General features: G+C 30.9%; 14 protein-coding genes. 8 read left to right on the forward strand and 6 right to left on the reverse strand.

What is annotated here, in order from left to right; translation table 11 throughout:
* Positions 1–67 precede the first annotated feature (67 nt).
* Complete coding sequence (locus tag C7448_RS01620; protein WP_115899614.1) at positions 68–1,120, forward strand: isoaspartyl peptidase/L-asparaginase family protein; 1,053 nt, start codon at positions 68–70, stop codon at positions 1,118–1,120.
* Here the strand turns inward: C7448_RS01620 and C7448_RS01625 are convergent.
* Genes C7448_RS01625 through C7448_RS01635 form a run of 3 tightly spaced genes read right to left on the reverse strand, consistent with a single transcriptional unit; the run spans position 1,117 to position 3,427 of the window.
* The gene (locus C7448_RS01625; protein WP_115899615.1) at positions 1,117–2,475 is read right to left on the reverse strand and encodes an outer membrane beta-barrel protein; all 1,359 of its coding nucleotides are present in this window, start codon (positions 2,473–2,475) and stop codon (positions 1,117–1,119) included. The two genes, C7448_RS01620 and C7448_RS01625, sit on opposite strands and share 4 nt — an antisense overlap.
* 3 nt (positions 2,476–2,478) lie before the next feature.
* A complete protein-coding gene (locus tag C7448_RS01630) occupies positions 2,479–3,030 on the reverse strand; it encodes an RNA polymerase sigma factor (protein ID WP_317124705.1) in 552 nt (183 codons plus the stop codon).
* Positions 3,023–3,427: a hypothetical protein gene (locus C7448_RS01635; RefSeq protein ID WP_245939408.1), complete on the reverse strand. Its 405-nt coding sequence runs from the start codon at positions 3,425–3,427 to the stop codon at positions 3,023–3,025. The genes C7448_RS01630 and C7448_RS01635 overlap by 8 nt, the downstream gene beginning before the upstream one ends.
* Before the next feature lie 107 nt (positions 3,428–3,534).
* Between C7448_RS01635 and C7448_RS01640 the strand changes: the two genes are divergently transcribed.
* The 7 genes from C7448_RS01640 (at position 3,535) to C7448_RS01670 (ending at position 10,325) form a co-directional block, all read left to right on the forward strand.
* The gene (locus C7448_RS01640; RefSeq protein WP_115899618.1) at positions 3,535–4,509 is read left to right on the forward strand and encodes a LuxE/PaaK family acyltransferase; all 975 of its coding nucleotides are present in this window, start codon (positions 3,535–3,537) and stop codon (positions 4,507–4,509) included.
* Positions 4,510–4,567: 58 nt separating this feature from the next.
* The gene (locus tag C7448_RS01645; RefSeq protein WP_115899619.1) at positions 4,568–5,854 is read left to right on the forward strand and encodes a D-arabinono-1,4-lactone oxidase; all 1,287 of its coding nucleotides are present in this window, start codon (positions 4,568–4,570) and stop codon (positions 5,852–5,854) included.
* A 10-nt stretch (positions 5,855–5,864) separates the two neighbouring features.
* Positions 5,865–7,037, forward strand: coding sequence for an alanine racemase (locus tag C7448_RS01650; protein ID WP_170136986.1), 1,173 nt, complete (start codon positions 5,865–5,867; stop codon positions 7,035–7,037).
* 54 nt (positions 7,038–7,091) lie between these two features.
* Complete coding sequence (locus tag C7448_RS01655; protein ID WP_115899621.1) at positions 7,092–7,547, forward strand: YHS domain-containing (seleno)protein; 456 nt, start codon at positions 7,092–7,094, stop codon at positions 7,545–7,547.
* Position 7,548: 1 nt separating this feature from the next.
* The gene (locus tag C7448_RS01660) at positions 7,549–7,983 is read left to right on the forward strand and encodes a YHS domain-containing (seleno)protein (protein ID WP_115899622.1); all 435 of its coding nucleotides are present in this window, start codon (positions 7,549–7,551) and stop codon (positions 7,981–7,983) included.
* Positions 7,984–8,094: 111 nt separating this feature from the next.
* Positions 8,095–9,741, forward strand: a complete 1,647-nt coding sequence (locus tag C7448_RS01665) for a glycerol-3-phosphate dehydrogenase/oxidase (protein ID WP_115899623.1) — start codon at positions 8,095–8,097, stop codon at positions 9,739–9,741.
* A 92-nt stretch (positions 9,742–9,833) separates the two neighbouring features.
* On the forward strand, positions 9,834–10,325 hold the full coding sequence (locus C7448_RS01670) for a hypothetical protein (RefSeq protein ID WP_115899624.1): 492 nt from the start codon (positions 9,834–9,836) through the stop codon (positions 10,323–10,325).
* An 82-nt stretch (positions 10,326–10,407) separates the two neighbouring features.
* On the opposite strand, the gene C7448_RS01675 is transcribed toward C7448_RS01670, so the two are convergent.
* The 3 genes from C7448_RS01675 to C7448_RS01685 form a co-directional block, all read right to left on the reverse strand.
* Positions 10,408–11,676 (reverse strand): MFS transporter, encoded by a 1,269-nt coding sequence (locus tag C7448_RS01675; RefSeq protein ID WP_115899625.1) that lies wholly within the window; start codon positions 11,674–11,676, stop codon positions 10,408–10,410.
* A 3-nt stretch (positions 11,677–11,679) separates the two neighbouring features.
* Positions 11,680–12,339, reverse strand: a complete 660-nt coding sequence (locus C7448_RS01680; RefSeq protein ID WP_099214943.1) for a hypothetical protein — start codon at positions 12,337–12,339, stop codon at positions 11,680–11,682.
* Positions 12,340–12,571: 232 nt separating this feature from the next.
* Complete coding sequence (locus tag C7448_RS01685; RefSeq protein WP_115899626.1) at positions 12,572–13,567, reverse strand: NAD(P)H-dependent glycerol-3-phosphate dehydrogenase; 996 nt, start codon at positions 13,565–13,567, stop codon at positions 12,572–12,574.
* Positions 13,568–13,650: the final 83 nt, after the last annotated feature.

The following is a 13,650-nucleotide window of genomic DNA, read 5'->3' on the forward strand; positions in this document are numbered from 1 at the left end:
CGAATAATTTTACAATTAATAAATTAAACAAACACAGTTGTTTTTGTTTAAAAATTAACAAATAATCATGAAAAACATTTATTACTTTCTATCTTTACTGGTAACATTAACAGCTTGTAATTCGCCTAAAACAACTTCAAATAAACAAAATGATACTCCTGTAAATGAGTTCGCTATTATTATTCATGGAGGAGCTGGAACTATTCTGAAAAAGAATATGACCCCTGAAAAAGAAGCTGCTTATAAAGCTAAACTAGAAGAAGCTATAAAAACAGGATATAAAATTTTAAAAAATGGCGGTTCTAGTGGTGATGCTGTTGTAAAAACTATTCAAGTAATGGAAGAATCTCCTCTGTTTAATGCGGGGAAAGGAGCTGTGTTTACCCATGATGAAACGAATGAACTTGATGCCTCTTTTATGGATGGAAAAACATTGAATGCGGGAGCTGTAGCAGGTGTAAGTACTATTAAGAGTCCAATTGAGGCTGCTAGGACTGTAATGACAAATTCTGACCATGTGATGTTATCTGGAAAAGGAGCTTCTCAATTTGCTAAAGAACAAGGATTGAAAATTGTAGATCCAAGTTATTTTTATACTGAAAGTCGTTTCAAATCTTTACAACGAATTAAGGACAAAGAAAAAACAGCATTAGACCATGATGATAAAGAAGCTGCTTTTTATAATGCTGATATTAAAAATAGTAAGTTTGGTACTGTTGGTTGTGTGGCTTTAGATAAAAATGGAAATATTACTGCGGGAACTTCTACCGGTGGTATGACTAATAAACGTTGGGGGCGTATTGGAGATTCTCCTATTATTGGTTCGGGTACCTATGCTAATAATAAAACTTGCGGTGTTTCTTCTACTGGTTGGGGTGAATATTTTATACGATCACAAGTAGCTTACGATATTTCTGCACAAATGGAATATCAACAAAAATCATTAAAAGAAGCTACCAAAGATGTTATTCAAAACAAACTAACCAAACTTGGTGGAACTGGTGGTGTGGTTGCACTTGATAAAAACGGTAATATGTCTTTTGAATTTAATACTTCGGGAATGTACAGGGCATCAATGAATGATAAAGGTGATTTGATTATAAAAATTTACAACGATTAAAACTGGTAGTTTATACCTGTATAAACTCCTATAAAATAAGGTTGAAACCCATTTGAATCATTTTTAAATGTATTTAACTGGGTTTTTAGCATCGGGTTTATATTTAAAGACCATTTTTTGCTAAACTTATAGCTAAAGTCTACCCCTAAATTTCCACTAAAATTAATACTATTTAAATTACTAGCTTCTCCTGAAGTTGAAAAAACAGTAGTTTTTAAATCTACTTCATTCTTATTTAAAAATAAGGAACTAAAACCAACTACTAATTGTGTTTTTAACTTTTTTCCTTCTATTACGCTATATTTAACTTCCACCGGAACTTCAATATATCCGTAACTTTGGTTTAACTCACCATCAAGGCTTCCTGAACTTATAGATACAGAGTTTGTACTAAAATCTGTTTGAGAAGTATCATTTAATGTATAATTCTCTCCAGAACTAAAGGCTACATTAGAGCTGCTTGATTCTACAGGGTTTACAGCTACATTAGTATTAGAATACCCCATTTCTTGTAAATGTATCCCCGATTGAAGTGTCCATTTTTTATTTAATTGATATGCTACTTGTATTCCGTAGGAATAACTTGTATTTCCTTTTGTAGTGTTTGATAAATTTACATCTATAGGGGATGATTCAGAAAATGAATTAGAGTTTAATACAGCTACAGTTGGTGAAACAGTCCACAGTTTCTTTTTTTCTTCCTCTTCTTTTTTGTTTTCTTCACCATTTACAACTGCTAAAAAGTCTTTTTTAGGTTTTACAACCTTATAAATTGTATCCTTTTCTTTTTTAAGAACTGGCAAGCTATTTTCAAGCTTGCCAGTAGAGTTTTCTTCTTTCACAACATCTTTTTTAGCCAGTAAAGCCCCTTCAACTACTCTACTTGACACATTATTGCTATCTTTTTCTTGCAACTCTTTTTTGCTAACCTTCACAACATGATTAGCGGTTAAAACTCCATTTTCATGAAGCTTTTCTTTCAATACTTTTTTCTTTTTCGTTTCTTCTTTTACGATAGGTGTTTCTCTTATATTTTCTTTTGTTGGTTTTATCAATAAATTATCTTTTAATTCCTCTTTTTTATTTTCTTGATCTTCTGGTACTGGTTTTGGCGATTCAACGAGAATTGCATCTGTATCCTCTATATTTTCTTGTTCATTAGCAAAGGGATAAAGCAAAAGACCTAAAACAAGTATAGCAGCAACCCCTCCAGAAAACCACCAAATAGGAAAAACACGTTGTTTTTTCTTTTTTTGTAGTTTTTCTTCAATAGCATTCCATACGCTTTCATTAGGAGTTACCTCCAAATCTTTAAGTTTTTCTTGAAATAGTCTATCGATGTTTTTTTCTTCCATCAGTTATGCGTTTTCCTCTTTTGCTTGATACCGTTCCATTTCCTTTTTCAATATCTGTCTTGCTCGTGATAAATTTGATTTTGATGTTCCTACAGAAATATTTAATAGTTCTGCTATTTCTTTATGTGAGTAATTATCTAATACATATAAATTAAAAACTAAACGATACCTGTCTGGTAAATTTTGAATTAAATCTAACAAAACATCAATATTAACATTTTCTGTTTCAAGGGCTACTTCTTCAACTATTTCCTCATCAGGAGCTTCTGAAACTAAGTGTAAAGGTGATTTTTCTCTATACTTTTGTAATGCTGTATTTATGGTTATTCTTTTCATCCACCCTTCAAAAGAACCTTTATGTTGATATTGAGGCATCTTTTTAAAAATAGTTAAAAAACTATCTTGTAAAGTATCTTCCGCATCTTGATAATTACGAGAGTACTTTAAACAAAGTGCAAAAAGTTTACCAGAAAATAACTGGTAAACTTGAGCTTGCGCTGTGATATTTTGATGACAGCATCCTTGTATGAGTTTTTCTAAATTGATGTTACAAATTTACTGGAATTACCACTTCTTCGTATACATCTTCTCCTTCATCATTTTTACCTTTCCAAAACTTAAAAACATAATCTTCTTCCTGAGTTGCCTCAACAGGAAAAGCATATTCTTCTTGTCTCTCTTCTTCAGTACAAGCAACATCAAGAGCTACTATTGCTGTACCAGCTACAATTCTGGTTGTATCTACTTTTTGGTAGTATAATCCATCAAAAGAATAACAACTATTAGGCAACGTATACTTTATCTTAATTGTATCAACTTCTCCGAATGTAAAACTTTCAGGAGTTGTAGCACTATCAACCTTTAAAAACTCATACCTAACATTAGGGCCGTCATCATCTAAACAAGAATAAAACGTAAATACACTTAAAAAAAGAATTAAAATTTTTTTCATGACATATATAATTGGGGTTATTATTATTTTAATTTTCTATGGTTTATATACTAGATGAAAAAAAATTAAAAAGGTTGCGTCGAATACTCTTACTTTTGTAGAAGTTTATGAAAAACACCATTTTTAACATACAGTCTACAGAAGATTTCAATAAAACTGCACTACAAGTTTTTAAACATCAGTTTACAAACAACAAGGTGTATCGTTCTTTTTGCGATTTAATATATGTTCATCCATCTGATGTAAACACTATTGAACAAATTCCGTTTTTACCTATTCAGTTTTTTAAAACTCGTGAGGTACTTTCTTCTACCGAAGAAATTCAAGAAACTTTTACAAGTTCAGGAACTACAGGAAGTACAACCAGTAAGCATTTAGTTACTGATTTATCTTGGTACGAAACCAGTTACTTAAAAGGGTTTGATTATTTTTATGGAAATATAGAGGACTATGTAGTATTAGCTTTATTACCTAATTATTTAGAACGTAAAGGATCCTCTTTAATTTATATGGTAGATGATTTAATTAAACGTTCTAAAAACCCTGAAAGTGGATTTTACCTCAACAATTTAGATGAACTTGCTCAAAAGCTTACACATATAGATTCACAAGGAAAAAAAGTATTACTTATAGGTGTTTCTTTCGCTTTGTTAGATTTAATAGAACAATATGATTTCAATCTTTCTAATACTATCATTATGGAAACTGGTGGAATGAAAGGAAGAAGAAAAGAACTTATTCGTAACGAACTACATACTATTTTAAGTAACGGATTTGGTGTAAATGAAATTCATTCTGAATATGGAATGACAGAATTATTAAGTCAAGGATATTCAAAAGGAAATAGTGTTTTTTACTGTCCACCTTGGATGCAAATCTTAACTCGTGATACTGAAGATGCTTTAACGATTTTACCTAAAGGAAAATCAGGCGGAATTAATGTTATTGATTTGGCAAACTATAATTCTTGTTCTTTCATAGCTACGCAAGATTTAGGAAAGGTATACCACAAGAATCGTTTTGAAATTATTGGTCGTTTTGATAACTCTGATATTAGAGGTTGTAATTTAATGGTTTTATAATCCTTTTTATTTTTTTGCTATCTTACCTTGCTATTAACCTCTATTAGTTCAAGGTATTATGAAAAACTGGGCAGAAAATGTACAGTGGAATCCATCAACTGTTGCTTTCCCTCATTCAGAAAATGAAATTCAACAACTTGTTTTAAAAGCGATTCGATTTAATCAAAAAATTCGGGTTATTGGTTCAGGTCATTCCTTTACTTCGCTATGTAGTACTGATGAAATATTGGTGACTCTCGATAATTTTCAAGGAATTATTTCGGTAAACAAAGAAAAAAATCAAGCCACTGTAAAAGCAGGAACAAAGCTTTCATTATTAGGAGAATTGTTATTTAATAAAGGACTAGCTATGGAAAACATGGGAGATATCAACGTTCAATCAATTGCAGGAGCTATTAGTACAGGAACACACGGAACAGGTGTCGGACTTAAATCCATCAGCAACCAAGTAATCGGATTAAAATTTGTGAATGGAAAGGGTGAAATTATGGAGTGTTCTACCTCAAAAAACACAGAGCTATTCAAAGCAGCACAAGTGTCTTTAGGATGCTTAGGAATTATTACAGAGGTTACTTTACAATGTGTGCCAACCTACAAACTAAAGCTTCAAAACAAAAAAGAAAAATTAAGTGATGTTTTGACAACCTTGGACGAAAGAAACTCTCAAAATAGAAATTTTGAATTTTACTGGATTCCTTATACCAATACTGCTTGGACAAAAACTTCAAACGTTGTAGAAGATTCTGAACCCGATAAAGTGAATTTTTTCAACTACTGGACTGAATATATACTAGAAAACCATGTTTTTAAACTCATGTGTGAATATGCTAATCTTTTTCCATCACAAAATAAAACAGTAGCTAACATCACTGCGGCCAGTATAAGCAACGTGAAAAAAGTATATCACAGCCATAAAGTATATGCCACCCAACGAATGGTAAAATTTCATGAAATGGAATACAATATTCCTGCAGAAGCTTATCATGATGTGTTTAAAGATGTGCAAAAAATTGTCAACTCTAAGAAATTCAATATTCATTTTCCTATTGAGAATCGCTGGGTTAAAGGTGATGATGTATACATGAGCCCTGCTTACAATAGAGACTCTGCTTATATCGCATGCCATGTCTACAATAAAAAAGATAGCAGTGCTTATTTTGCTGCTTTAGAAGAAGTTTTTAAAGCTTATGATGGAAGACCTCACTGGGGTAAAATGAATACGTTTAATACAGAAGAAATTGCAAAAGCATATCCAAAATTTACGGAGTTTATGACTTTTAGAAAAGAACACGATCCAAAAAATATATTTGTGAATCCATATATTCAAAAACTGTTAAGTATTTAATTCTATGGATATGTATTTTAAAACCCTAAATAAAGAACTAAAAAACTACCAACGAGCGATTCCTTGTTTGTTAGTAGATTTAGATATTTTAGATGAAAATATTGCAGAAGCGCTTTCTAATTTTAGAAATAATGCTTCACTCAGAGTTGTAGTAAAATCATTGCCCTCAGTTCAATTGATTGATTATATCTTACAAAAAACAAACTCTAATAAGTTGATGGTATTTCATCAACCTTTTTTATCCGATTTAGCTGCTCGATTAAATAACAAAGCAAATATTTTATTGGGCAAACCCATGCCTATAAAAACAGCGGAGTATTTTTATAACAACTTACCTCAACTACATAACGGATTAAATCCGTACACGCAAATTCAATGGTTGGTAGATACCGAAAAAAGAATTAAAGAATACATCAACTTAGCCAAACAACTCAATCAAAAATTACGATTAAACATTGAAATTGATGTGGGATTACATCGCGGTGGATTTTCTTCCGTACAAACCTTAAAAAAAGGATTATCATTGATTCAAAAAAATCAAGAATTTGTGGAGTTTTCAGGATTTATGGGCTACGATCCTCATGTGGTAAAACTTCCAACAATTATTCGTTCTGAAAAAAAGGCATTGCAGTTAGCCAATCAGTTTTATGAACAATGTAAAAATTTGCTTCAAAAAGAATTCCCTTTATTATGGAACGAGAGTTTAACTTTTAACGGAGCCGGAAGCCCAACCTTAAACTTACATAAAGAACAAAATTCTCCAATAAACGATATTGCCATTGGCTCATGCTTTGTAAAACCTACAACTTTTGACATTCCTTCTTTAAAAAACTACATTCCTGCAGCTTTTATTGCCACACCTGTTTTAAAAACTTTTTCAAACACTACGTTACCAGGATTAGAAGCTTTAAAGAATCTATTCACTAAAAAATCAGCCTTTATTTATGGTGGTTTTTGGAAAGCTAACTATTACTATCCTAAAGGAATAAAACAGAATAATTTGTTTGGAGCATCTACCAATCAAACCATGATTAATATTCCTAAAAATGCATCTTTACAGGTAGATGATTTTGTGTTTTTAAGACCACACCAAAGTGAATTTGTTTTTCTTCAATTCGGAGAAATTTTACCCATTAGAAAAGATAAAATTCAACAGCCTTGGCAATTATTAAACAATTCCTAGCTGTAATTGTAATGTTCATTGTTTTTCATCGACTACTCATAAAATCTACAAACAATGAAAAACTTTTTTACACTGCTTTTGGTAGTAATTTCTACTGCATTGTACGCTCAAAAAACTGATTATAATACCAAAAAAGGCTACGTGTCCGAAGGTTACGACGTTGTTTCTTACTTTACAAATAGTGAACCTATTGAAGGAAAAAAGAAGTTTCAAACAACTTACGACGGAGCAAAATTTAAATTTTCTTCGGAAAAAAACTTAGTGCTCTTCAAAGAAAACCCAACAAAATATATTCCTCAATATGGTGGGTATTGTGCTTACGCGGTAGCCGCTAAAAAAACAAAAATGTATATAGATGCTGAGGCTTATGAAATTAGAGATGGTAAATTATATCTTTTTTATAGTTCGTGGATTTCTAGTAAACTTGATGATTGGAAAAATGGTGATACTAAAAAATTACAAGCTCAAGGAGATAAAAATTGGGAAGAACTAAAACATAAAAAGGATTAAAATGAAACATTTTTTTATCTTCTTTCTATTTTTTTCAAGTATTGTCTTCTCACAAGAATACAATACTAAAAACGGAGTAGTCGCTAAAGGCTATGATGTAGTAAGTTATTTTAATAATAAAGCCGAAAAAGGAAATAAAAAACTTGCGACTAAATACAACGGTGTTTCTTTTCGTTTTTCATCAAAAGAAAATTTAGCTACCTTTCTTAAAAATCCTGAAAAATACAATCCTCAATATGGTGGATATTGTGCTTATGCCATTGGTAAAACAGGTGAAAAAGTAGATATTGATCCAAAAACTTTTGAAATACGAAATGGTAAACTGTATTTATTTTATAATTCTTGGGGTACCAATACATTAAAAATGTGGTTAAAAGAAAATCCTGAAGAACTCAAAAAACAAGCAGATATAAATTGGAAAAAATTAAATCGTTAGTTTAGATTTAATAGTTGCGGGGGCGACTTCTGAAAGGGCTGATAATTTCAGCTCTTTTTTTATACCTATCGTTTCTTTTTATTCTTATTTTTGGTTGATAAAAACAGCTCTATGAATAATTTCTCTTCTTTCAATAGAAAAAACATTCAACAAGAATTACAAACAACAGAATTTGATATTCTAGTAATTGGCGGTGGTATTACTGGTGCAGGTATTGCTTTAGATGCAGCATCACGCGGAATGAAAGTTGCCTTAATAGAAAAAAATGACTTTGCTTCGGGTACTTCAAGTAAATCTACCAAACTAATTCATGGAGGTTTACGCTACTTAAAACAGTTTGATTTTTGGTTGGTGAAAGAAGTAGGTACTGAACGTGCTATTGTTCATAAACTAGCTCCGCACTTGGTAATTCCTGAAAAAATGATTTTACCATTAATTGACGGCGGAACTTACGGTTCATGGTTAACATCTATCGGATTAAAAGTATATGATGTACTAGCTTCTGTTGAAGGAGATGATAAACGTAAAATGCTTGATAAAAAGGAAGCATTAGAAAAAGAACCTTTGTTACCTGAAAGTATTTTAAATGGCGCTGGTTTTTATGCTGAATATCGTACGGATGACGCTCGTTTAACTATTGAAGTTTTAAAAACTGCTAGCCAATACGATGCACAAATACTTAACTATACGCACGCAGACGAATTTATTTACGAAAATAAACGTGTCGTAGGTGCTAAGGTAACTGATACTTTTACTGATGAAAGTTACGATATCAAAGCTAAATATGTAGTAAATGCAGCAGGCCCTTGGGTAGATGAATTACGTCAAATAAACAATTCAAAAATTGGAAAGCGTTTACATTTAACCAAAGGAGTTCACTTGGTTGTACCGCATGAAAAATTACCTGTAAAACAATCGGTGTATTTTGATATTCCTGATGGTCGTATGATGTTTGCTATTCCTCGTGGAAAAGTAACCTATTTCGGAACTACAGACACCAATTATCAACAAGACAAAGATTCCGTTGAAACTTCAATGGTAGATGCTTTATATTTAATTGAAGCGGTAAATAATATGTTTCCTGATATCCAATTAACTATGGATGATATTCAATCATCTTGGGCAGGATTACGTCCGTTAATTCATGAAGAAGGAAAATCGGCTTCGGAATTGTCTCGTAAAGATGAAATTTTTGTGTCTGATACCAAATTAATTTCTATTGCAGGGGGTAAATTAACGGGTTACAGAAAAATGGCAGAACGTATTGTAGATATTGTTGCTAAAAAAATGAAACGTCGCTTTGAAGTAGAATTTGACCCAATTCAAACTGAAGAAATTGTTTTATCAGGAGGACCTTTTCAAAATTATAAATCAGTAAAATTATATAGTAATCAGGTTTATAAACGTATAAAATCATTTGGTTTTTCAGAAAAAGATGCTAGCTATTTAGTGCACAACTATGGTAAACAAACTGAGCTTATTTTAGATAAGTTTGATGAGCTAAATGAAAAAAATATACAAGAACGTTTATTAAAAGCTGAGGTATGGTTTACTATAAAACATGAAATGACCTGTACTCCTACTGACTTTTTTATGCGAAGAACAGGTCGTTTGTTTTTTGATAAACCAAGTGTAGATCTATACAAAAACTTTGTTATTCAAGAGTTTACAGAACGTTTTAATTGGACTAAAAACACAACTTTAAAGCACAAACAAGAGTTGGATAAAAAAATAGCTTTAACTTTAAATTTTAACTAGTTTTTATCTAGAAAATTAATCGAGTATTATATCTTTGGCGACTGCAAAATTTAGCTACAAAAAAGGTTTGTACAATTAATTTTTTAAGTGATATGAAACAACTAGTACTAGTATTTTTTCTATTAACCACTCTTATAGCAAAAAGTCAAACTAATATTATTTCTAATTCAGATTTTGATAATATTAAAATAAATAATATTGCTTTAACTGATATAAAAAAGACCTTTGGAAAACAAGCAAAAGTAGAATCTTTATTAGGTGCAACTACTTCTTATGAAGATAACGGTTTTTACTACTATTTTAGATTTAATGGATTAAAACTTGATTTTTCTACATCTGGAAGAAAGCCTTACATCGAGTCTTTAGATGTTTTAAGTAATGAAGCCTCTTTTACAATTAAAGGAATTACAGTTGCTGTAGGGGATTCTATTAGTAAATTAGGTGATGTTACCTTAAGCACTGGTAGAAATGGATCTAAAAGTATTTTATATGCCGAGTGTGATAGTTGTGATGTCTTTATTAACATAGATTTTGATCAAGCAACTAAAAAAATTACAAAAATCAATTATTTTGATATGTCATAATTGATTTACTTATTAAAAATAAAATGCCCAGAAACATAGCTTCTGGGCATTTTTATTTTATTCTACTCAAATAGTTAACTTGTTATTCTTCCTTCTCATGCTCTTCTAAATCTTTAGTTAAATCTAACTTTCGTAACGTTGGGTTTAAAACTCCCGTAGTAATAACGGTAATTAAGGTCATGGTACCACCAAAAACAACAGCTGTAACGGTACCCATTAATTTTGCTGTTACACCACTTTCAAAAGCTCCTAATTCGTTAGAAGAACCAACAAACATAGAGTTTACTGAAGCTACTCTACCACGCATATGATCTGGTGTTTTTAATTGTAATATTGTTTGGCGAATCACCATCGAAACTCCATCAGTTACACCACTAAAAAATAGCGCTACAATTGAAATCCAGAAAACAGAAGACAATCCAAATACGATAATACAAATTCCAAAACCAAATATAGCTGCTAAAAGCTTCATTCCTGCATTTCTACTAATAGGTATGTAAGCAGTTATTAACATTGTTAAAAAAGCTCCTATGGCTGGTGCAGCACGTAAAGCGCCAAAACCTTCCGGTCCTACTTTTAATATATCTTGAGCATATACTGGAAGCAATGCTACTGCCCCACCAAATAATACTGAAATCATATCTAACGTAAGCGCTCCTAAAATAGCTTTTGTTTTATACACAAAACGTACTCCTTCTTTTAAACTTTTCATCACTGGCTCACCAATTTTAGGGTTTAAAATTGGTTTCTTTTTAATGAAAAATACTGTTAGAAATGATATAGATACTAAACCAAATACAACACATAATGACCAATGTACTCCAATCCAAGAAATGGTAAATCCTGCAAAAGCAGGTCCTAGTACAGAAGCTATTTGCCATGTTGAACTACTCCAAGTTGCTGCGTTTGGGTATAATTTTTTAGGTACTATTAATGCAATTAATGAAAATATAGTTGGTCCAAAAAATGAACGTAACAATCCACCAAAAAATACCAAAGCATAAATAGCGTATAGTACTGTGTTCTTATTCCATCCTTCAATAAAACTAGGTAGGGTTAAAAAGAATAGTCCTAAGCTAATTAGTGAAAATAACCCAATGCACAGCGCTAATAAATTCCTCTTTTCTTTTTGATCTACAATATGACCTGCAAACAGCGCCATAGATACTGCTGGAATTACCTCCATTAGACCTATAATTCCTAGTGATAATGGATTTTTAGTGATACTATATACTTGCCATTCTATAATAATAAATTGCATAGACCATGCAAATACTAGGGCAAATCGTACTAAAAGAAAAATATTAAACTCTTTGATTCTTAGGGAAGCGTAGGGATCTTTTTTTTCCATTAATTAATTTAGTTTCAAATCCATTAAAATGGCAAATGTTTCATTAACATCTCTTTCTTTTACCACTATGGTCATTTCATGTGTCGTAGAAATTACTTCTTGTACCGCTATATTTGCCCAAGCAAATTGTTTTAAAATGAAATAATAAATACCTGATTGATCTAAGTTTCCTTTTGGAAGTTTTATGGTTATAGAAGCTAAATCGTTTACATTATTAATTAGTGCTTCTTTCTTAAAAATTTCTTCAACAAAAGGTTTTAAATTTTTACTTGTAACAATATTTGTTTCAAAAATACCTTGAGAAACCGTTAAAAAATAATCTTTACTATCAGCTGATTTACTTAAAATTTTAGCAATTTCTTTTAGTAATGATGTGGTATTTTTAAAAGTGAAATCGCACAAATCTGAACGTACAATTACATCTCCTAAATTCAATGCAAGTCGTTTAATATTTTTACGAACTCTCAATTCGTTTGCTGGAGATAACCTATTAATAGCCATCATAACTGCACCAACTTTTACTTCTTTTTTTAACAATTTAGAAACTTCTGGTAAAATTTCTCTTGCTAACGATGATACATTAATTAACTTCTCATTTAAAGCCTCTTCTATAAAAGGAGTTTTTCTGATGGTAATTTCAACAGCTTCTTGAATTGTTTTCATACTTGTTTAATTTTAAACTAAAAGTAACAAAAATACAATTAAAAGTGAATTTATACTCTATTTTTAATTTGTAATATATTTAATTAAAAACTTTGTTAATCAGATTTTTAAACTAAATTTGTTACTATTGTATCTTGTATACAAGACCTATACACAACTCAATTTATTAGAAGCGATTGATGGGGCTTCTTAATTATATATTAAGAAGGATTATTTGTACAAATGCAAACAACTAATCTAATCTATTTGTTAACTTTAAAAACTCATCTTTCGCTTCTTTTTTGTCGTACAATACGTTATAAACAGCGTCGATTATTGGAGTTTTAGCTTTGTTTTTTTGATTGATTTTATAGGCACTTTTTGTTGCGTAATACCCTTCAGCAACCATACTCATTTCTAACATTGCAGATTTCACAGTGTACCCTTTACCTATCATGTTTCCAAACATTCTATTTCTACTAAATGTTGAATAGCCTGTAACTAATAAGTCACCTAAGTATGCTGAGTTATTAATATTACGCTTCATTTTGTGAATCTTTTTAATAAAGCGTTTCATTTCACGAATACCGTTACTCATTAATACTGCTTGAAAATTATCTCCATATCCTAAACCATGAGCAATTCCAGCTGCTATGGCATAGATATTTTTTAACATCGCTGCGTATTCAGTACCAATAATATCATCAGATATTTTAGTTTTAATATAGCGTCCTGCTATACCTTTACTAAGGTTTTTTGCTTTATCTTCATCTTGACACGCCAATGTTAAATACGATAAGCGCTCCATTGCCACTTCTTCTGCATGACAGGGTCCTGATATTACTCCAATATTTTCATATGGAATATTATATGATGTATGAAAATGTTCACCAACAATTAATCCTGATTCAGGAACTATTCCTTTGATAGCTGAAAAAATAATTTTTCCCTCTAAAGAAGTTGTTAGTTTTTCTAGCTCGGTGTTTAAAAAAGCAGATGGGATAGCAAAAATTAACACATCGTAATTTTCAATAATATAGTTTATATCTTCAGACAAATCTAATTTCTCTGGGTGTAATTCTGCAGAACTTAAATAACTAGGATTATGCTTGTTACGTTTAATATGTTCAATAGCATATATGCTACGCATATACCAACCAATAGTTTCTAAGTTTTCAGATAACATTTTAACAATAGCTGTTGCCCAACTTCCTCCTCCTAAAACGGCTATTCTAGTTTGATTGCTCATAAGTAGTATTTGTTTGTATTACAAAATTAAGAAATCTATAAACGACTCTCTAAACTTAAAGGTTATTATATTTGAAAATTGAA

The organism is Tenacibaculum gallaicum, assembly GCF_003387615.1.
In the GTDB taxonomy this organism is placed as follows: domain Bacteria; phylum Bacteroidota; class Bacteroidia; order Flavobacteriales; family Flavobacteriaceae; genus Polaribacter; species Polaribacter gallaicus.